The 21,285-nt window shown below is 46.0% G+C and carries 19 protein-coding genes; 8 read left to right on the forward strand and 11 right to left on the reverse strand.

Annotation, left to right across the window (positions count from 1 at the left end):
• Window positions 1-140 precede the first annotated feature (140 nt).
• The 4 genes from FXO21_RS04590 to FXO21_RS04605 form a co-directional block, all read right to left on the reverse strand.
• Window positions 141-545, reverse strand: coding sequence for a hypothetical protein (locus FXO21_RS04590; protein ID WP_149638990.1), 405 nt, complete (start codon window positions 543-545; stop codon window positions 141-143).
• Window positions 546-744: 199 nt separating this feature from the next.
• Window positions 745-1,971 (reverse strand): alanine dehydrogenase, encoded by a 1,227-nt coding sequence (locus FXO21_RS04595; protein ID WP_149638991.1) that lies wholly within the window; start codon window positions 1,969-1,971, stop codon window positions 745-747.
• A gap of 31 nt (window positions 1,972-2,002) precedes the next feature.
• Complete coding sequence (gene tsaE, locus FXO21_RS04600; RefSeq protein ID WP_149638992.1) at window positions 2,003-2,434, reverse strand: tRNA (adenosine(37)-N6)-threonylcarbamoyltransferase complex ATPase subunit type 1 TsaE; 432 nt, start codon at window positions 2,432-2,434, stop codon at window positions 2,003-2,005.
• A 117-nt stretch (window positions 2,435-2,551) separates the two neighbouring features.
• Entirely contained in the window at window positions 2,552-3,838 is a 1,287-nt protein-coding gene (locus FXO21_RS04605; RefSeq protein ID WP_149638993.1) for a Gfo/Idh/MocA family protein, read from the reverse strand.
• A 121-nt stretch (window positions 3,839-3,959) separates the two neighbouring features.
• On the opposite strand from FXO21_RS04605, the gene FXO21_RS04610 reads away from it, so the two are divergent.
• Window positions 3,960-4,913, forward strand: coding sequence for a sugar phosphate isomerase/epimerase family protein (locus tag FXO21_RS04610; RefSeq protein WP_149638994.1), 954 nt, complete (start codon window positions 3,960-3,962; stop codon window positions 4,911-4,913).
• A gap of 6 nt (window positions 4,914-4,919) precedes the next feature.
• Here the strand turns inward: FXO21_RS04610 and FXO21_RS04615 are convergent, their stop codons facing one another.
• Together FXO21_RS04615 and FXO21_RS04620 are read right to left on the reverse strand one after the other, a co-directional pair.
• Complete coding sequence (locus tag FXO21_RS04615) at window positions 4,920-5,315, reverse strand: type II toxin-antitoxin system VapC family toxin (RefSeq protein ID WP_149638995.1); 396 nt, start codon at window positions 5,313-5,315, stop codon at window positions 4,920-4,922.
• Complete coding sequence (locus FXO21_RS04620; protein WP_149638996.1) at window positions 5,312-5,509, reverse strand: hypothetical protein; 198 nt, start codon at window positions 5,507-5,509, stop codon at window positions 5,312-5,314. Before FXO21_RS04620 ends, FXO21_RS04615 begins: the two co-directional genes overlap by 4 nt.
• Before the next feature lie 139 nt (window positions 5,510-5,648).
• Here FXO21_RS04620 and FXO21_RS04625 point away from each other — a divergent pair, with 139 nt between their 5' ends.
• Window positions 5,649-6,686 carry a Gfo/Idh/MocA family oxidoreductase gene (locus tag FXO21_RS04625; RefSeq protein WP_149638997.1) on the forward strand — a complete coding sequence of 346 codons (1,038 nt, stop codon included), beginning with the start codon at window positions 5,649-5,651 and terminating at the stop codon, window positions 6,684-6,686.
• A gap of 76 nt (window positions 6,687-6,762) precedes the next feature.
• Here the strand turns inward: FXO21_RS04625 and FXO21_RS04630 are convergent, their stop codons facing one another.
• Window positions 6,763-7,128 (reverse strand): hypothetical protein, encoded by a 366-nt coding sequence (locus tag FXO21_RS04630; protein WP_149638998.1) that lies wholly within the window; start codon window positions 7,126-7,128, stop codon window positions 6,763-6,765.
• 436 nt (window positions 7,129-7,564) lie between these two features.
• On the opposite strand from FXO21_RS04630, the gene FXO21_RS04635 reads away from it, so the two are divergent.
• The 5 genes from FXO21_RS04635 (at window position 7,565) to FXO21_RS04655 (ending at window position 9,527) form a co-directional block, all read left to right on the forward strand.
• Entirely contained in the window at window positions 7,565-8,113 is a 549-nt protein-coding gene (locus FXO21_RS04635; protein ID WP_149638999.1) for an RNA polymerase sigma factor, read from the forward strand.
• A 26-nt stretch (window positions 8,114-8,139) separates the two neighbouring features.
• Entirely contained in the window at window positions 8,140-8,505 is a 366-nt protein-coding gene (locus FXO21_RS04640; protein ID WP_225865567.1) for a hypothetical protein, read from the forward strand.
• A 127-nt stretch (window positions 8,506-8,632) separates the two neighbouring features.
• Entirely contained in the window at window positions 8,633-8,890 is a 258-nt protein-coding gene (locus tag FXO21_RS04645) for a hypothetical protein (RefSeq protein ID WP_149639001.1), read from the forward strand.
• Window positions 8,891-8,894: 4 nt separating this feature from the next.
• Window positions 8,895-9,098, forward strand: coding sequence for a hypothetical protein (locus tag FXO21_RS04650; protein WP_149639002.1), 204 nt, complete (start codon window positions 8,895-8,897; stop codon window positions 9,096-9,098).
• Between the two features lie 27 nt (window positions 9,099-9,125).
• On the forward strand, window positions 9,126-9,527 hold the full coding sequence (locus FXO21_RS04655) for an Hsp20/alpha crystallin family protein (protein WP_149639003.1): 402 nt from the start codon (window positions 9,126-9,128) through the stop codon (window positions 9,525-9,527).
• 80 nt (window positions 9,528-9,607) lie between these two features.
• Here the strand turns inward: FXO21_RS04655 and FXO21_RS04660 are convergent, their stop codons facing one another.
• The 3 genes from FXO21_RS04660 to FXO21_RS04670 form a co-directional block, all read right to left on the reverse strand.
• Entirely contained in the window at window positions 9,608-13,159 is a 3,552-nt protein-coding gene (locus tag FXO21_RS04660; RefSeq protein ID WP_149639004.1) for an FG-GAP-like repeat-containing protein, read from the reverse strand.
• Window positions 13,160-13,256: 97 nt separating this feature from the next.
• Complete coding sequence (locus FXO21_RS04665) at window positions 13,257-14,996, reverse strand: RagB/SusD family nutrient uptake outer membrane protein (RefSeq protein ID WP_149639005.1); 1,740 nt, start codon at window positions 14,994-14,996, stop codon at window positions 13,257-13,259.
• A gap of 56 nt (window positions 14,997-15,052) precedes the next feature.
• The gene (locus tag FXO21_RS04670; protein ID WP_409014739.1) at window positions 15,053-18,298 is read right to left on the reverse strand and encodes a SusC/RagA family TonB-linked outer membrane protein; all 3,246 of its coding nucleotides are present in this window, start codon (window positions 18,296-18,298) and stop codon (window positions 15,053-15,055) included.
• Window positions 18,299-18,511: 213 nt separating this feature from the next.
• Between FXO21_RS04670 and FXO21_RS04675 the strand changes: the two genes are divergently transcribed.
• Window positions 18,512-20,062 (forward strand): FG-GAP repeat domain-containing protein, encoded by a 1,551-nt coding sequence (locus FXO21_RS04675; RefSeq protein ID WP_225865568.1) that lies wholly within the window; start codon window positions 18,512-18,514, stop codon window positions 20,060-20,062.
• On the opposite strand, the gene FXO21_RS04680 is transcribed toward FXO21_RS04675, so the two are convergent.
• A complete protein-coding gene (locus tag FXO21_RS04680; protein WP_149639007.1) occupies window positions 20,063-21,208 on the reverse strand; it encodes a carboxypeptidase-like regulatory domain-containing protein in 1,146 nt (381 codons plus the stop codon).
• Window positions 21,209-21,285 lie beyond the last annotated feature (77 nt).

Genomic DNA, 21,285 nt, shown 5'->3' on the forward strand with positions numbered 1-21,285 from the left:
GCTACTTTTTTTTGTTGGTTATTTAATAACAATAATTAAAACTAATCATATTACTTTCAAACCAGCTGCCTCGGTCTGCCTCATCCTGCGATTGTTTAGCAAGCGGTAAAGAATTGCTGTAAACGAGCAAGAAACCTAAATCAATCCTCCGGGTACGGCACAAAAACGAAGCCGGAAAATTCACCGATCAGCGCAAAAAGGCAGCAATATTCGTCCGGGTTTTTGAAGTTTTCCGTAAACATCAGAACCGACTCCTCTCCGATCAACTTCCGGTCTACAAATTCCTGCATATAAGAAGCGCGGTACACATAAAGATTTGTGAGTTCCTGCGAATCGATTAGCAAAGCACCGATCTGCAATTCATTATTGGTGACGGCGAAGATCGGATAATCCGAAAAACCGCGTTTGCGGATCTGGTACGAAGCCTCTTTCAGCTGGTCGGCCACTTTGATAAAATCCTGAGATATATAACCCATCAACTTCTGATTCAATTCCGGAGAATTGGCATCATCCATCAGGACATTTTCGTTGCTGTTGTTGATCATTGTTTGTTGGCTATTAGCTGTTAGCCATTAGCTTTTGGCTGTTAGCTTTTTAAAAATTAATATAATACTTGATGGCAATAGTTATTAACTGTCAGCCACTTATCTACCGGGCTGATCGGTAAAACCATTTATTAAACACTCAAAGTCAAAACTATCAGCCGGGAGCTAACAGCTAATAGCAAAAAGCCAAAAGCTATCCCTACATCCTCGCAGCCAGCAACAACGTCAGATCTTTGTACCTCATGTTGAAACTTCTGGCGATGTGTGAGTTGGTGAGCGTTCCTTTGTGGCAGTAAACTCCCTTCATAAACCAACGGTTGGCATAAATCATTTCTTCAATGCCTCCAATTGTTCCGGTTTGCAGCAAAAATGGCAGAAAAACATTACTTAAAGCATTACTGGCCGTATGTGCAACCCGAGACGGGATATTAGGAACACAGTAATGGATTACGTCATTATAGCGGAAAATCGGGTTTTTATGTGTGGTCATTCTTGAAGTTTCAAATGATCCGCCCTGATCGATGCTAACGTCAATGATTACCGAGCCCGGTTTCATTTTCGACACCATTTCTTTGGTTACTACAAGCGGGCTAACTCCATTTTCGGCACGCATGGTGCCAATCACAACATCTGCCCTCGCAATAGCCTCTGCAAGTATATCCGAATCGATGATTGAAGTGTAAAGATTCTGTCCGATCGCGTATTTGAGTCGTTGCAGCCGGTAAATGTGTTTGTCAAAAACTTTAATATCCGCACCGACGCTGATCGCCGCGCGGGTAGCATATTCGGAAACAGTACCTGCTCCAAGAATAACGATCTTAGTCGGCGGGACTCCGGTGATGCCACCTAAAATGATCCCCCTGCCTCCATTGGGGGTTGACAGGTACTCGGCAGCAATCAGCAGCACGGTACTTCCGGCTATTTCCCCCATAGCCCGGATAATAGGCTTGCCCCCCACCTTATCTTCAATCAGTTCATAGCTGATACCTGTAATTTTCTGCTCATTCAGTTTTTCGAAATATGGCTTTTCGAGTGCAGGCAGATTGAGAGCGGATATCAGCGTGGTACCCGATTTGATGTACCGGAATTCCTCTTCTACCAGGGGTTCAATTTTGAGAATAACCTTGGCCTGGTAAACTTCCTCCGCGCTCTGAACAATTTTCGCCCCCGCCTCGCTGTATTCATGGTCCGACAGGTTGGCCCCTTTTCCTGCGTCGCGTTCCACCCATACTTCATGCCCGTTCCTGACAAGGATACCGACGGCGTCGGGTGTCAGCGCGATCCTGTTTTCCTGTAAAGAAACTTCCTTCGGCAGACCAATATGCAATGCATTCTGATCCTTTTTTACAGCCATTAATGATTCCTGCGGATACAAAATCGACTGCTTGGCTAGCTCTTCAAAGCCGGTAATCTGTGGTTGCGCCATTGAATGAAGAAAGTAAATCTATAAATGCCTTCTATGCTTTTGCTACTTCTAATATTCGCATGCCGTTTTCGTCTGCCCGCAGGTTCAGGTACAGATACGCGGCTGGCCAAAGCGACTCTATTTTTCCAGGCCATTCTACAAAACAGTAGGCCCCTGAATCAAAATATTCTTCAATACCCATATCCAGCGCTTCCGTTTCATCTTTGATCCTGTAAAAATCAAAATGATAGACAGGATTCCCTTCGGCCACATATTCATTTACAAGTGAAAACGTCGGACTATGCACGTTAGATCCGACACCCAGATACTTGCAAAGTGCCTTGATCAGTGTTGTCTTACCTGCACCCATATGTCCCTCAAACAGCCAAACGGGCGTGTCTTTTCCTAATTTAAAAAGTTCGGAAGATACTTTTTCCAGTTCATCGAGGGTATTGAAATGAATTGTGACAGGCAGATCCTTCATTTTGCAAAAATACACAATTTGAAAGAACCGGGATGTATTGTCAAATGTGATCTTGCGTTAAAACAAAAAAAACCGGAGCCCGATAAGGATCTCCGGTTTTGAATAAATGTACTGTGTCTACACCTTCCACTCTTTCTGCATAATTCTTCCCAAAAGCTGATTCGCTTCCTTATCTTTTTCAAAAGTTTCCTTTGCCGGATCCCATTTGAGCGACCTCCCGAGCCGATAGGATATATTGCCGATATTACAAACAGACGCAGTCCGATGCCCTACCTCGACGTCACAAATTGGCGGCTTACGACTTCTGATCGCATCGACAAAATCCTGATAGTGGCTCGTGCTCACATATACATTAGCATCACCCTCTGCAAAAGCCTTGTCTTTCAGCGTTTCAGGAGTAGTTTTCAATTCTCCTCTCGCAACAAAAACCTCCCCCTCAGTTCCTACAAAATGACAATGCTGCTTCCCTTCCATTGGCCGGTGGATCATTTCCGCGCCGTTTGCGTATTTGAATATCATCCCCTTTTGCGGATCGGAATAAATCAATTCTACCGGCCCACTGTTGTCCATATCCAGGCCCCATTGGGCGATATCAAACATATGCGCTCCCCAGTCGGTCATGCCGCCACCTCCAAATTCATCATAATTCCGCCAGGCCGGCCAGAATTTCGCGTCCATCGCGGGCGCCAGCTGGTTGTTATATGGTCGCTCAATGGTATTCGGCCCCATCCACATTTTCCAGTCGAGACCAGCCGGCAGAGTTTCCGCCTGTAAATCCCACACCTTCGGCGGCCCACCTACATTAATATACACTTTTTCCACCTTCCCGATCGCGCCGCTTCGCACCAGCTGCACGGCTTTGGTAAATTCCGGCGCGGATCGCTGCATACTTCCCGTCTGGAAAACACGCTTGTTCTTTCGGGTCGCATCTACCATAGCTCTGCCTTCCCTAACTGTCAATGAAAGCGGTTTTTCACAGTAAATATCCTTACCTGCCCTGGCCGCCATTACTGCCATGGAAGCATGCCAGTGATCGGGCGACGCAATTACCACCGCGTCGATATCCTTCTTATTCAGTAGTTCCCTGAAATCTGCAAATCCCTGCGTGGCCTTGTAATCTGCTTTTCCCGTTTTCTCCGCATTACCTTTGTTGGCCAGGCTTACAAACGTTTCCAACTTAACCGGGTAAACGTCCGAGGCAGCCGAAACCTGCACATCAGGCAGAGCCATAAAGCGGTTCCTTAATCCACCAGCCTGCCGGCCGCAGCCTATAAAGCCAAAAACGATCTTATCGCTCGGCGCCGTAAAGCCTTTTCCCAAAACATGCCTCGGTACGATCATAAATGAAGAAATGACCGCTCCGGCTTTTAAGAAATCCCTTCTGTTTATACTTTCCGCATTCATATTTTTTGGTAGAAATATCCTGATAGAAAGTTAAATAAAGCCCAAAGTCAGTATTTCTACTGAAATTCGCGTCTTTGTAAATTACTAGCGGTTTTATCCTTTTGTTAACCATTCATATTCCATGACCCCACCTATTTCCCGCCGTGACTTTTTGGTAAAATCAGCGCTTGCAGGAGCAGCTGCGCCATTATTATTTGATCAAACCATAACAGCGTCGCTAAGCCAGCCTGCGGATAATTTGAAAATCAACATATTTTCAAAGCACCTGCAATTCCTGAATTTCCAGGACATGTCGGAAGCTGCCAAAGAGATCGGTTTTGACGGAATTGACCTGACTGTCCGTCCGAAGGGCCACGTGCTTCCTGACAAAGTAGAGACGGACCTTCCGCTGGCGGTTGAAGCCATGAAAAAAGTTGGCTTTTCACCTTCGATGTTCTGTACAGCGGTAGAAGATGCGACCAATCCTGTGGATAAAAAACTGCTGGAAACCGCCTCTAAACTGGGTTTTAAATACTACCGGATGAACTGGTACAAATACAATGATCAGCAAACCATCCCGCAGCTTCTGGACCAGTACCGGGAGAAAATGGCGGGGCTGGGTAAATTGAATGAAAAATTGAACCTAATCGGTTGCTATCAAAACCACGCTGGGCGGCTCGTAGGTGCGTCGATGTTCGAGGTCTGGCAAATACTTCAGAAAGCCAATCCTAAGACAATGGGCGCGCAATACGATATCCGCCACGCCACGCTCGAAGGCGGATTATCGTGGCAAACAGGCTTTAACCTGATCAAACCGAGTATCCGGACGATTGTGCTGAAAGATTTTATGTGGGAGAAAACAAATGGAAAATGGGGACCGAAAAGTGTGCCCCTCGGCGAAGGAATGGTCGATTTCAAAACTTATTTCAAACTATTGAAAGACAACAAAGTAGACGTACCGATCTGCCTTCACCTCGAATATCCGCTGGGCGGTGCCGACCAGGGTGCATTCAATATCACCGTGGATAAAAAAGTGGTTTTCGACGCAATGAAAAGGGATTTACAAAAAGCAAAAGAGCTGTGGGCGGAGGCGTAGCGAAATTCAGTTCCAGAGAATATCTACCATGCCCTCATAGAAACGGAACTTCTGGTCCTGAGTAATCACGACCATATGCTCTGAAATCGCTTGTGCGATAATCATTCTGTCGAAAGGATCTGAATGAAGTAAGGGTAGCGCTTCCAGGCAAGCGAAATGCTCAGTCTGAATAGCAAGTGTTTGAAACGAATTTTCTATGGCAGATTGACAAAATGCCTGTACCGAAACGCTCAGATCAAGCTTGCCCAGGCTTTTCTTAATAGTTAATTCCCAGTAGCTTGCCTGACTTACAAACAAGCTTGAATCGGGTGAGCTTATCCGGGTAAGAATGTCCGTTGAAAGTTGTCGGTTGTCCTCCGAATGCCAAAGTAAAATGTGTGTATCTAGAAGGTATTTTGTCATTGGTTGAAACCTGGTGGTATGAAATCGTCGAAATCGGAAGCAATATGATTAATCATCTTTTTTCCCCAGCCCGCCTTTGGGCTTGGTTGTTCATGTCTGTCTTTCAACAATGCATTCACCGCATCAATCAATTTGTCATCGTCCAGATCTACCACTTTCGAAATTATCTCGATTTTCTTTTCCTCAATAGTCATGGCAAAATCGTTTTATCCTAGTCAAATATAATGTCATTCGGCTAAAAATTCACTATCAAATACTCATTCCAAACAGCGGGTTGAGCAGTCCCAGAACAAAACTTACATTTGCATTTAGTACAAATAATAAATTACAACTATGTCTTCAAAAATCCTGAATGTTGGTCTGATAGGTTTCGGGTTATCGGGACGTTATTTTCATGCACCGTTCCTGAGCACGAATCCCGGCTTTAAAATCAAAACGGTTGTTGAAAGAACAAAGAACGATGCGCAGGCATTTGATCCCGAAATCGGAAATGCAAGGTCCGTGGATGAGCTGCTTAGCGATCAATCGATCGACCTTGTTTTTATCTGCACCCCCAACGATACCCATTTCCCTTATGCGATGGATGCGCTCGAAAACGGCAAGCACGTCGTGATCGAAAAGCCTTTTGCAGCAACAGAAGAAGAAGCAAAGCAACTATTCGCCCTTGCTGAAAAGAAAGGCCTGATATTGACCGCATATCAAAACCGGCGCTGGGACTCTGACTTCTTAACGCTCAAAAAACTACTCGCCGAAGGTAAGCTCGGCGATATTGTAGAATACGAAAGCCGCTATGACCGGTTCCGAGAAGTGGTGCCTACCGAATCCTGGAAAGAAAAGCCGGTGCCGGTGGGTGGCAATTTGTACAACCTCGGGCCACATTTGATCGACCAGGCGCTGGTGCTCTTCGGCGAACCTGAAACGGTAACCGCCGACGTAAGAGCGGTGCGTCCCAATAGTGAGATTGACGACTATTTCGATATCCGGTTGGGCTATAAAGACAAGCTGGTGATCGTGAAATCGAGCCTGATGGTTTATGAAAATCAATTGCGTTATGTGTTGCACGGCACCAAAGGATCATTCATCAAAGGCGGCCTGGATCCACAGGAAGAGACTTTACGCAAAGATATACTTCCAAATACCGAACCCTGGGGAGTGGAACCGGAAAGTCGCTGGGGCAAGCTTTACACTGAGAATTTTTCAGGAGTTATTAAAAGCGAGGCGGGTGATTATGCTTCCTTTTATCAGAATGTATATGACGCAATCGTCGGCAATGCTGAGCTCGCTGTGAAGCCGGAAGAAATTTTGCGCACTACCCGTGTGATCGACCTGGCTATGCGGAGCAGCGCAGAGAAAAAGGTACTCAATTTCTAAAAGTGCATTACAAACGAGAAAAGGCAGCCACAAAATCGGGCTGCCTTTTTCATAACTTGATCAACAAATATCTTAATTATCTTACTACTGCTGTAACCTGACGTTTGGTTTCAGTTGAGATAGAGAAAGGTTTCGTAGAAACTTCGCTTCCGTTGCTGATCACGAAGGTATAAGAACCGTCAGCAAGGTTAGACAAATCGAATACCTTGGTATAGCTTTCAGACTTAGGGATTGAAGTGCTGTAAACAGTCACGCCGCTGAAATCCTTGATAGCTACTGTAGATCTTTCTTTAACGCCATCCAGTTTCAATTTGAATTTAAGCTCTCCAGCTGCTACCACTTCAATCGATGCATTTGCTTCTTTTGCTTTGTCCGCAGCTACTGAAAAGTTTGCAGTTGATACTCCCACCAAAACTGCGATTGCCAAAATTGTCTTTTTCATTTTTCTAAATGTTAATGTGATAGTGAATTGTACTATTTATATTTTCAATGTTTTTACTCTTACTATTAATTTCAAAACTGTTTCGGATTGTTCATTTCCCCGTTTTGACGATTCAAAGGTAGGATATATGCATATCAAATGTCAACAGGCTGGTTTTTAGTTAGTAAAAGTTCTTTCTGTCGTTATCTATAAACATTAAAATAATCCTATCATTATACTAAAAGTACAACAAGTCGTTTGAAATTTGACAGAGGAATTTACATAGTACAATTGCATTGTATTGTATTTTTTATAGAAATAGAATAAAAATAGAGCTTTTGTTTAATGCCACGAATTCACTAATGTGCACGAATATTCGTGTTCATTGGTCGATTCGTGGCAAACCCTTAAAGTAATTTCCGCAGCTATTCGTCAGTGAATACAAAACCAAGGTCGCTTGTCGCAGAAAAAACCAAATATCATTCAAACCGTAGCCGCATATAGCAAGCAGCTGCTTGGCTTTATTCGCCCGCGGGTGAATACCGACGAGGATGCGGAGGATATTTTACAGGATGTTTGGTACCAGCTGAGCAGCGTTCCGGAGATCGAGGCGATTGAACAAGTGGGCAGCTGGCTCTACCGCGTGGCGCGCAACCGTATCATTGACAAATACCGCAAGCAAAAGCCTGATTTTCTGGAAGATTACGGTTATGAAGATGAAGACGGTGAGTTCAGCTTCAAGGAAATCCTGCTTGCTGACGACAACTCACCTGAAACCGCCTATTTGAAAGAACTATTCTGGGAACAGTTTACACTCGCACTGGAAGAACTTCCGGAGAACCAGAGAAATGTATTCATTTGGAATGAGTTGGAAGACCAGACTTTTCAGCAAATTTCTGACAGGACGGGAGATAACATCAAGACTTTGATTTCCCGGAAACGATACGCCGTGAAGCATTTGCGTGAGCGGCTGGAAACGGTTTACCGGGAGTTTGTAAATTATTAAATTTGTCAATCATGAACCAGCGAAGTATGAAACGGAGGCGATTTGCATTTCTCTTTCCAATGTTTGCACTTCTGGCCGCACTCCTGCTCGGAGCTGTGGTTAAGTGGCTGTGGAATGCCATTTTACCACAGCTTTTAAATGTTAACCCGATTACTTACTGGCAATCTGTTGGCCTGCTGGTACTTAGCCGTATATTGTTCGGCAATTTCGGTCGACCTGGTGGAGGACCACCTAGATGGGGCAATTGGGAAAATGGCAAACCAGGAATGCCTGGCGGCGGCCAGCGTTTCGGGCAGTGGCGGAACAAATGGCGAGAAATGACGCCCGAAGAAAGGACACGATTCAAACAGGAAATGCGACGACGTTGCGGAAAACCTCCCGAAAACATATAAGAACAGCCCGGCCCGACAGCCGGGTTTTTTATTTTCCAACTTTTAAAGTAAAAATCGAATATGTACGTCAGCTACCATATACACATCGCGTGTATCAAAATCATTTATCAATCAAATTTAGCTAGCCATGTTTACATCCGTTTTGAAAGTAATTTTATTTGGTATCCTGGGCGGTACCCTCCTGTTTTTGATTCCATTCCTGCTCCTGAAGGCGCTCTTTTTCTTTCTGTTCATCGGTCTGATTTTCCGGCTATTCGGTGGAAGGCGCCACTTTGGACGCTGGCGCAGGTACCACGATTACCAGCATTTCCGGGAAGATTTTGCCGGTTATCAGGACAAGGAAAGCCTGAGGGACCAATTCAACCAACAACCAAAACAGATCTGAAACCATGAAAAGACAAACGAGGATTTTGCTCGGCGTGAGTGTAGCACTGATCACGGCAGCCAACCTTCATTTTACCGTAGGCGACCGTTTTCATCACCGGGCATTTGGCCGTCACGGCTCGATGCATTGCGGAGGAAACTGGAACCACAAAAACCAGGATCTCAAAACAAAAGCCCCGCAATCGGAGACCGAGCATCAATTTAACTAAACAGTCACTCTAAAAACTAGAACAATTATGTGTAACAGATATGGAAATCGTGGCTTTGGAATACGCCACGATCATTACAGCCGCTTTCCGGGAAACCACCGCGAATACCGCGTTCCTGTGAATATTGTTAAAAATGAAGGTAGCTACGAACTGTACGTATTTGCCCCCGCTCGTACCAAAGAGGATTTCAGGATCAATATCAAAGGGCACGAGCTCAGTATTTCCTACCATCAGAAAGATGAAGCTGGGGAGAAACGCAACTGGATCCGGCACGAGTTCAGCAAAGCATCATTTGAAAGGACATTCATGATCGACGAGACTGTCGATTCCGAAAATATTCGCGCAGAATACGAAAATGGCATTTTACAACTCACCCTCCCGATTATTCCCGGCTCAGAAAAACCTGCCCAGGAAATCAGGGTAAGTTGATCTACCTTGAACAGAGAAGGCCTCAATGCTGCTGCAAAGAGGCTTTTTCATGTCTATTGATCAAAAAACTGAATCAAATCTTACTTAACCACCCGCCTGGATCCTTTGGAATCCATAATAACTGCCTCAGTCACATAAGGTGGCAAGACAAGTGAATGCGCGGATTGCGACAAAAATGAAGAACCATAATTGATCTCTTCTCTCCTGCTTTTGCCGTTTTTAAGTTTCAATATCGCAGAAGTTTCCAGCGTATTCACCGGAACAACGCGCAACACCCGGGTATTTTGGTGAAACCTGATCGAATCGCGGTTTTGGGAAGTAGCAGTCAGGAATTTATTAGTACCGGCATTTAGTCTCACCAGCCCTTTCGCATTCCCTTTTGTCAGGTACCCGCTTTGAGAGTGGCTCAACGGCTTAAATGTACCGTTACCATTTCCTTTCAAAATCAATCCATAAAATGCATCGTACCGCCCGACAGATACTTCTGACCCATAATCATTACCCGAAAGCATTACATCCAGGTTTCCATCCTGATCAAAATCATCCGCGATCATTCCGAAAATCGGCGCAAACTGGGCCTGCAGCGGCAGCTCACTCATAACGAACTTCCCATTTCCCTGATTTTCAATATAGCTGCTCTTCATCCAGTTGGCTGTAACATGCAGCGCGTCCTTCAACTCTTCCGGCTTCAAAATGTCTGGTAAGGAAGCTTGTGCGAATTTGCTGTATTCCTGAAACCGCTGACGTACCTGGATAATCTGCTTGCCCAGATCATCCCGCGTGTTGTAGGGAAATTCCTTATACGTTTCATCCTCAGCCTTATAGAAGACAGTTGGTATTGCATCGAAATAGCCGTCGTTGTTGAAATCTTTGGCATACATACTTACCGGCTTGGTTTCCGAGGCCCTGCTTAGCGAATTCAGCCCCAGGTTACCGGCGATATAGTCCATATCACCATCGTTATCGAAATCTCCCGCAACCAGACTACCCCACCAGCCTTTTTTGTTTTCGAGTCCTGAGGTAACCTTACGGAATTTCCCGTTTTCATTTCGAAAAAAAGTCAGCGGCATCCACTCTCCGGCAACCAGCAAGTCCGGCCAGCCGTCATGATCGAAATCAGTCCATAGTGCGTCACAAACAAGTCCGAGGTTTACAAGCGCTGGCGCCACGACGGCGGTTACATCTGAAAATTTGACAACGCTATTTTTAGTGTCATTCCTTAAAATATAACTGGAAACCGGCTTGGGATACATGCCGGACTCAACGCGGCCGCCTACAAAAAGATCCAGATCGCCGTCCCTGTCGTAGTCTACCGCCTTTACGCAGGAACCGTTGACCGAAAGCTGCGGCAAAGCCGGCACGTCCAAAGTAAACCCGCCTTTACCATTATTGATATATAAAGTGCTGCGCAAACCCGGCGAGTCCCTGTTGATCTCATAGCTCCCGCTGACGATAAAAAGGTCGAGGTCTTTGTCACTATCGGCATCAAAAAGCAAAACACCCATATCTTCCGTGTCCTTGGCTGCTCCTTCCAGGCCGGGGAGTAAATCCGACACCTTGAAGCCACCGCCAGCCTGCTGGATCAGGAACCGGCCTTTGTGCTGCATGGCACCACCGACGAAAATATCATCCAGCCCGTCGCCATTTACATCTCCCGCTGCCAAAGCCGGTCCGAATTGGGATAATTTGTGCGGCAACAGTTTCTGCACATTAAAATCGATCACGTCAGTTTCTTTATGCACGTAAGAAACGTTCAACTTCGCGGTAATATCCTCAAAAAGAGGTAAGTCAGCAGGAGCTGCGTTTGCTGGCGGGGCGGGTTTTGCATTCTTTTCATTCAATACCAATACCTGATTCACTGCGATGTTTTTCAAAGACTGCGTATTGCCCCCGGGCCACGTAACCTTCAATTCCTTTACATTTTTTTCTTTTCCCAAACCAAAATGCAACACAGGCTCCACAGAGGACAAATATCCGCGGTAAGGTGAGTTTTCAGCAATCTGCTTTTGACCATTTGCATAGGCGATCTCCACAATTGCTCCGATACCATTTTTATTCGAACGATCACCTTTAAAGCCAATCCGCAGGTAATTGCTTTCTGCTTTTTTTATCTGAACACTATTGTTCCGGAAAACCGCCGCTGAATCATTGATATTGTTCACGACATAATCCAGGTCGCCATCATTATCGAGATCCGCATAAGCCGCGCCATTTGAAAAGCTCGCCGCCTCGATCCCCCAGGCGTCGGTAACATTCTTAAAGCCCAGGTTACCCTCATTTTTGAATGCAAAATTTTTCAGCTTGACAGCCGGAATATAATCAAGCATCATCATCGGCTCCATGACGCTCGACACTTCCATGCGGTAGGCGATGAAATCCAGGTCGGTTATATCGCGCGGAAAACCGTTGGTAACAATCATATCCCTCAAACCGTCATTATCAAAATCCGTCACCATCGGCGCCCAGCTCCAGTCCGTTTCTGCAATGCCGCTCAACAATCCGATTTCGCTGAAAACCGGATCTTTGCCATTCCCGATCTTTCCCTGATTCAACTGCAATGTGTTCCGGGCAACCTGGTACTGGTAACCAAACAGATCATTGTTCTGATAGGTAACGTAGCTGTTCGCCGGCGTCATCATTTTTTTTCGCTTGTTGGTGGCGGGCATCATATCTACCGCGATCACGTCAACCAACCCGTCGTTATTAATATCGGCTACATCATTCCCCATTGCCGAATGCGAGGTGTGTTTGAAATACGTAGCGGCTTTGTCAGTAAATGTTCCGTCACCATTATTAATATAAAGCAGGTCGTTCGTCAGATAATCATTGGTTACATAAATGTCCTTCCAACCGTCCTGATTGACGTCCGTCACATTGACACCCAGCCCATAACCTTCGATCAGAATGCCCGCCTCTTTGGAAACATTCGTAAATACGGGATGTTTCAGGTCTGCATTCCAGTCGTTTCTGTAAAGCCTGTCAGTTCTGCGGGAGGAGCCGTCGACAATTTTCTTGTGGTATTTATTGGGAAAATTATTGTCGTCCATTTCGTTGACCAGCAGGAAAAGATCCAGGTCGCCATCGTTATCATAATCCAGAAAGGCAGCGTTGGTCGTGTGGGTAGTGTCGGCAATGCCATATTCTTTACCCATTTCTTTGAAAACAGGTGTCTTATTTTTGTCAAGTCCCTGGTTGACATAAAGCAAATTCTCGCGCTCACCCGCCACTTCCCTTACCGAAGCGCAGACATAAATATCCAGCAGATTATCATTATTGATATCCACCAAAGCCACCCCGGTGGACCATTTATTTTTCGGCGCGACGCCAGCCTGCTTTGTTATGTCTTCAAATTTAAAGTCTCCTTTGTTCAGGTATAGCCGGTTTTCAACCGTATTCCCCGTGAAGTATACGTCGGTCAGACTATCATTATTAAAATCCCCCAAAGCCACCCCGCCCCCATTATACACATATTCAAATGCGAGGATATTCATCGTATCGTTTTCTGAGACCCGGTTGGAGAAAGTTATACCGGTTTCATCAGGATCAAGCTGGGTAAATGTTTTGACCTCCTTCTTACAAGCCAGAAGAAGATATGAAAGGACGATTGTCAGAAGTAAATGTTTCACAGACATCAAGCAGGGTACAATTAATGGTCTCAGGTATTGCTCTAAATTAATAAAGGAGATGGCAAATGAATACCACCTCCTCTGTTTTATCAATCAAATTATTCTAGTAACCCGGGTTCTGAACCAGGACATCTTTTCCAACGAGGTCAATTTGTTCTTGTGGCAACGGCAGATATTCGTTTTTGTTCGGAGTGAATTTCGCACCGCCCAGGGCACCGCTCAGCTTTTTACTTTCGTAAGTTAGATAAGCATTGATATCGGTTGCAGCAGTACCCCAGCGAACCAGGTCGTAAAAGCGGTGGCCTTCCCCTGACAATTCAAGTTTTCTCTCGAACCTGACAGCTTTACGTGCGTCGTCCTTGGATGCCCACGGCGTCTTGTACAAACCAATTACATAGTTTGCAGCATTCGCAGCACCTTTTTTCACAAAACTCGCAGGCAAAGAAGCCCTCTCCCGGATCATATTGGTGTATTCGCGCGCTTTTTCCAAAGAGCCCACTTCGATTTCAGCTTCTGCCGCCATCAGCAATACATCAGCAAAACGAATAATATTCACATTGATCGCTGTGTAACCCGGTGTCCAGGAACTGTTATCCTGCAACGAACCTACATCCGATTTATAGTAAGCATATTTTTTCGGTGAATAAGGTCCTGCATTCGCCTGGTTCCTAATCCAATCTGCGCCCGGATGGTCTATCCAGTCGAGGTACGGGATACCACGACGGCCTACGGAGTGGTCCAGACGCGGATCGAGGCGGCCGGCGTCGGGCGTGAATGCAGCATCGCTCTTGACACCCATGTCCGATTTCACTTCATTCGAACCTACATTGTAAGAACCGTCCAGCAAAGGAAGGCCGTTTGCATCTGTACGGAACGAGTTGACAAGCTCAAAGCTAGGCGAAAAGAACCCGCAGCAGTTACCAGGCCCGTTCGGACCGGTGTTGTAAGGCCAGTTGAGGTCAAAGTCAGGGTTAGCATTGTTCACACTTCCTGTGTTTGCGGCCGCCTGAATCGCAAAAACCGACTCCGGATTATTATCATTTGCGGCTTTAAATGCATCCTGAAAACGCGGAACCAGCGCATACTTTTTACCATTAGTCGTTTTACCGCTCGCAATGATCAAATCGTAAAGTGCTTTTGCTTCGGCGAACTTTTTCTGGTACATATACACTTTTGCCAGATAAGCCGCTGCACCCCACTTGTTGATGCGACCTGCCGCAGTTTGCGTTTCAGGCAGATTCTCGTAGGCAAACTTCATATCTGCCTCAATCATCGGCCACAGATCCGAGGTATTGGGCACCTTCTCGATCCCGGTTCCGTAATCCACCGTTTCATCTACGTAAGGCGTGTTGTTAAAGCCGCGTTTCAGATCGAAGTAATAATGGCCTCTTAAAAATCTGGCCTCGGCTCCGATGCGTTTCTTATCATCATCGGTTACATCGGTTTGCGCAACTCCCAATAATTTCATCACCAGGTTTGCACGGGCTACTCCCTCGTAGTTCCCCTTCCACTTGTCGACAATCACACCCTGAGTGGATTGATACTCAAAGCGCTGGATTGGGTTGATGTCACTGAAATCGCCCGGGTCAGTCCCTTTGTTGGCGTCCCCGCCGCGGATGCTTCCCCAGACCCAGTTACTCGCACTCGCCATCCTGTTAGCCCGGCCATTCAACTGCCCATAAACCGAGACAAGCACTCCCTCTATCCCTTTTTTCGTTGCCAACTGGCCTTCATCCAGCTGTCCCGTTGCAGGTATTTCCAAAAAGCTCTCCTTGCAGGAATAGCCAATCAGCATTAAAAGCGCCAAAATAACTACCCCACCCTTTGATATTAATTTTTCCATATTTTCAGAAATTTTATTCATGTGTCTAAACTGATCGAATCTGCTTTTCCTGTTTGTTAAAAGCCCAAATTGATTCCAACTGTATAGCTTCTTGTAATAGGGTAGTTACCCAGGTCGATACCGAAGTTAGTATCCGCACTTCCGCCTACACCCGGATCAAGTCCCTGGTATTTGGTCACCGTGAACAGGTTGTTGGTAGAAGCAAACACGCGAACCTTCTGCATGCGGATTTTGCTCAAAAGGTTACCAGGTAATGTGTAGCCGATAGTCACGTTCTGCATTCTGAAGAAAGTACCGTCCTCCACATAAAAAGAGTTAGCCTGTGTGTTGGTACTGAAATTGGAAGTGCTTTCAAAAATCGGCGTTTCCGTGTTTGTACGGTCTGGCAACCAGGAATCTTTCACGCGTGAGCTGACCGCCGCTCCCGTAAACGAGGGATAGAAATCGGTAAACCATTTCGAGACGTTGAAAATTTTATTACCAACCGACGTGTACATATAGGTTTCCAGATCAAACCCTTTGTAAGTAAACCGGAGGTTGATACCACCTGTGAATTTCGGAACCGGGCTACCCAGGTAAGTACGGTCTTCGGTAGTAATCGCACCGTCGCCATTAATATCTTCATACCGGAAGCGCCCAGGTGCAGCGCCTTCCTGTGTGGCAGCCGCGTCCACTTCTGCATCATCCTTGAACAAACCAACTACATTGTACCCGTAGAAAGAAGAGATCGAATAACCAATCTGGTTTCTGATCGGCTTGATTCCGCGGAAATCAGGGTTAACGGTCAGATATTCAATACCTGGCGCCAGAGATTCAATGTTGTTTTTAAGAATACCGGCAGTAAAATTGACTTCGTACCCCAGGTCATTTGAAATGCGGCCGCGGGTGATGATTTGAAGGTCAATTCCTTTGTTTGACATTTTACCCACGTTCACCGAAGGAACAGCCGCATCATATCCGGCAGTAGCCGTCACCGGAACTTGGAATAACAGGTCTTTGGTATCTTTTTGCCAGAAATCCACGATAATATCCAGCTTACCTTTCAGCAATGTGGCGTCGATACCGATGTTCTTTGTGATACTGGTTTCCCATTTCGCATCCTTGTTTCCGATGCGTGTCCGGTAATAGCCTTCCAGCGCACTAGAGTTGGTACCGTTCAAATCGTAGGAAGATTGACCCAGGCTCGCACCATATAAGCTGTACTGATTATTCGGGTCAACGTTATTGGAGTTACCCATCAAACCATATCCACCCCTGATTTTCAGCTCTGTAATAAACGGAATGCTTTTCATGAATTCTTCCGAAGACATTCTCCATGCAGCTGAGAACGCGGGAAATACACCGTAACGGTTGTTGGATCCGAATCTGGAAGATCCGTCGCGACGAACAACACCGGTCAGGATATACTTGTCATTGAAAGTATAGTTGGCTCTTGCGAAAAGGGAGTAGAAATTTACGCCTTTATAAAAATCGCTGCCTACGATCCTGGATCCTACATTGTTCATGTTAATGTAGTTGATATCCGTTGAGAAAGGATTTAAACCGGAAGAATTCTGATTTTTACCAACTCCCGTGTTCAACGCTTCCTGACCCAGTAACACGTCTATACTATGCAGTCCCAACTGCTTTTTGAAGTTCAAAGTATTGGTAAATGTCCAGGAGAAACGGTGCCCTGACCCTTCGTTATACCCGAATGCCGAGTTATTCTCAGAGTTTTCGTACTGTAGCCGGTTAAAACCGCGGCTGGCGTAATTACTGTATTGCCCGCCAATGCTCGATCTTAGAGTAAGGCCCGGGATCACATCGACTTCTGCATAGAAATTACCAAAACCGTTTCCTGCAAATGCATTATTATCTTTCAACCCGTCGCGGCTAGCCACCGGGTTTCTCGGGTTGTTGAATCCTTTGGCAGCAGTACCAGCGTACCCTCCAAACTCGTCATAAATCGGAATGATCGAGGGCATACGAAAGGCTGAAAGAATATCATTTTCCTCCGACGCAACGCCCTGTCCGCCGGCACCACCATTGAGGCCAAGCACCTGCAGGTAAGTAAATTGAGCATTCTGCCCTATCCTCACATTTTTCAAGACATCGAATTCGGAGTTGATACGGAAAGCATAGCGCTTGAAGCTATTGTTCTTCAGGATACCTTTCTGATCCTGAACACTGAATCCCGCATAAACACGGCTGTTCTCGCCGCCACCGGAAAATCCGAGTGTATGGCGCTGAAGAGGGGCATTCCGGGTAATTGCATCATACCAGTCTGTACCTTGCTTATTCGCCCTAACCACCTGATAAATAGTACCAGCCGCAGGGTTCACATTGTATTTCTTTCTTTCTGCTTCCAGATCCAGCGTGCCGCGTACACCGGTGGCACCGCCTACGTTGATGTAGTCAGGTAAAACCGGTTTATCGCCCGAACCGTACTGGCCACTTGCTACATTGTTGAATTTAGGAAGAGAATCGCCCTGAAATGCATCGTTCCGGATTGCCTGCCAGGTCCAGTCGGCTTGCTCCTGAGGGTTCAGCATGGGCTGGCCTTTCCCCGGGGTAGTAAAACCGAAAAGCCCATCGTAAGTGATGGATAATTTCTTGGCTTTCTTGGCTCCTTTTTTAGTGGTGTAAACAATTACCCCGTTCGCAGCGCGGGCTCCATAAATGGATGCTGCTGCTGCATCTTTCAGTACGGTAGTGGATTCAATGTCGTCCGGATTAAGAAAATCTGTAGAACCTGTCGGGACCCCGTCAACTACATAAAGTGGCTCATTACCTCCAAAAGCTCCAAAGCCACGTACGCGGATCTGGCTGGTGGTTCCCGGCTGTCCGTTTGTGATCACGGTAACACCGGCAACCCGTCCCTGTAGTTGTTGTTCCACATTACCGGATGGTGTTGCGGTAAGGTCTTTGGATTTGACGGTCGAAACCGCTCCTGTTGTTTCACGGCGGCTGTCGACGGTATAACCAGTTACAATCACTTCTTCCAGCGCAGACACGTCGTCGTCCATTTTAATGTCGAGAGAGGTCTGGTTCCCTACCAGCACTTCCTGGGTTTTGTAACCAACGAAGCTGATGATCAATGTCGCATTCGGCGACGCAACGTTCATCGAGAATTCGCCGTCTGCATTTGTGTTGGTTCCGCTCTGTGTACCTTTGACCACTACGGTTGCTCCCGGGATACCAACCCCTGCGACATCAGTGACTTTCCCGGTAACTTTTCGATCTTGTGCAACAGCAATCGTTGCAAAACTTAGCATGAAGTAGAAGAAGGCACTCCATGCGGAGTTCTTGTAGATTCTTTTCATAGTTTCCTGTCTAGGTTAATAATTTATTAAGCAATCAAATCTATCATTATTCGCACAAATAATTGACTCATCTTAATTAATATTTTTATTCGAATATATAATTGTATTACAAAAAGATAAAATAGTGTCAGTTAGGATACTGTTTGAACCAAATTGCTTCATTTTGCTTAACATTATCACCAAAGATTACTATACGATATTGATATAAAATTCATGACCACTCCCAAGCTTACATTGATGAAACACTACTTTTCCGGTAAAGCTAAAATCCCATACTACGCTCTGCAATTGGTGATTCTACTACTGTCCTGCGCGAAGGGTGAAGACGAAAATCAAAGGGTAGAGGAAAAACAACTGGCTGGTAAATATTGTGGAAATTGCCACCTGGTACCTACCCCAGCGCTATTGGATAAGAACACCTGGCTGGAGCATGTACTTCCCGCCATGGCTGAACGGCTGGGAATTGAATTATTGGAAGGAAACATGTATCTCCACAACAAGCAATCCGCCATCTCTTCCCCTGACTGGCAAAAGCTCCTGAAATACTATGAATCGCTCGCTCCCGATTCGCTGCAACATCATCAGCAGCCTTTTCCTGAACCATTAAATAGCGCACTTTTTACTTTGCGTAAACCGACAGCAGATTCGGTGACAGCCAGTACGATGGTCGTTAAACTTGATTCGTCGGCTGGAAAAGTAATCGTGGGAGTTGCCGGAAAGCCAGCTTTGTTAAGTTATAATCGACTATTGAAGAAAAGCCTGATCGGTGAACTCCTGTCCCCGCCCGTGGACGTCAACCTTCTAGTTGAAAATAAAGGTAAATATATGGTTACCGCTATGGGCGGAATGCGCGCTCTTGACGAGACACGCGGCCAGATCTCACTGATTGGGCCTGACTCCGGTGCCGGAATAATTCAAATTTCCGGAGACCTGATACGTCCTATCGAAACCACACCGATAGATTTCAATAAAGACGGGCTGACCGACTATCTCGTTTGCGCCTTTGGCCACAATCTGGGGGGATTATATATCTTAAGGCAGCTACCGGACCGCACCTTTCAGAAAATAATTGTAAAGGAAGTACCCGGCGCAACGCATGCCACTATACGCGACTTCAATCACGATGGCTGGCCTGATGTTATGACGTTGTTTGCACATGGAGATGAAGGCATCTGGATCTTTATCAATGATCAAAAAGGCGGTTTCTCGGAACGTAACCTCCTCCGCTTTCCACCTGTCTATGGTTCGAGCAGCTTTCAACTGGTCGATTTGAACAGCGACGGAAGGGAAGATATACTTTATACAGCAGGCGACAACAGCGATTATTCAAGGATACTGAAACCCTACCACGGTGTTTATATCTTTACCGACACAGGAAATCTGACATTTAAACAAACATTCTTTTACCCGGTTAATGGCTGCACAAAAGCCATCGCCGCCGATTTCGACGAGGATGGAAAAATGGATTTTGCAACCATTGCATTCTTCGCCGATTTGAAAAACAAGCCCTTCGAAAAGTTTCTTTACTTCCAGCAAAAGCGGACCGATGCTCCGGATTTCACCCCGTTCACCCTGCCGCTCGACAAACTAGGCCGGTGGATCTGTATGGATGTGGAGGATTGGGACGGTGATGGCGACAAGGATATTGCATTGGGCAACTTTTCGAGCGGCTTTTTGAACCAACAAAATGTGCAACCTGACTGGAATGTAAACCTGCCGTTTGTGATTTTGGAAAACAATACAGCCAAAACTAGCGCTAAATAGCTAGTCTTCGCGTTTCCAGTCGGCGGGAAGCAGGTTTGCAAAACGGTCTTTGCCAAGCTCGCCGGAAATCTGATAGCCCATCGGCATTACTACCCAACCCTGCGGCGTGACGACCATATAGCCACTCGGGAAATTGATCTGTGTGTATGAAAATGGCATATCAGCATAAGGCGACCGGCTCTTTTTGCGCATATTGAATATCTCAAGCCTCGTACCGGATACGATCAGGCGCTCCGTTTCCAGCTGGCCAGGCTGTACCAGCCGAACGCCCCTCACCTGTTCAATGCGGTTATGCAGGTGGTTTTTGATTGTGTTATAGCCGTTTTGGACCCTGACAGATTTGAAAATGCGGAGCGAATCGGGGATTTCCTGGTAAACCCTGAAACCATGTTCCTGCAAACTATCCGAGACCATACTGGCGATCAGGTGCTTAAGCGATCCCTGGTATGCGATCTTTTGATTACTTCGCCACAAAATTTTCTGTGCATTGTCCTTTGGCTTCAAGTGTTCGAACCGGGTACTGCCGCCGTAATAGAGGGTTGGGTTAAAGTAGTCGAATTCGTCCAGATCCTGATGAATTCGGTAACCCAGTGCATAATTCTCAATGATCAGCGGGCTCACCGTCTGCGCTGTCAAATGCCCGTCATCTTCCATTGAAATGCGGAGTACCTCCGGATTCAGGATTTTGCATTGCTTACTGAACTTGTTGGTGCCCAGCAACTCACGGGTAATAATTTTCAAATACCGTTCGCGCTTCTTGTCTTTTTTAGCGTAAATGGTAACCCCCTTCAACTCCATCCCCTCGCGTAATTTGAACATCACCGTTTTAGTACCCGGCTGCTCGAAACGAAGTGTTTGCTTGACGGTTTCATAGCCGAGAAAGGAGACCGCCATTTCCAGGTTACCGATCGTCAGATTAGGGAGTTTGTAATTGCCATTTTCGTCAGCATTAGTTCCTATTGAAGAATTATTGATAAAAACATTTGCAAAAGGCAGCGGCTTCCCCGTTTTCTCGTCGGTAACTTTTCCAACCAGTGTAACCGTACCAGTTTGCGCAGTCGCCTGCATAACGATCAGCAGCGACAGGCAGGAAAATCCAAACCGTTTACAGCAATTTAAATATTCAATCCTAAGAAGCAGCCGCATCGACAATTTTTAATCTTTCGGCCAAATATAAAATGAAGCACCTTATAAAGTATCGAAAATTGCCCCTTTCCTATTCC

Source organism: Dyadobacter sp. UC 10 (genome assembly GCF_008369915.1).
Classification (GTDB): Bacteria; Bacteroidota; Bacteroidia; order Cytophagales; family Spirosomataceae; genus Dyadobacter.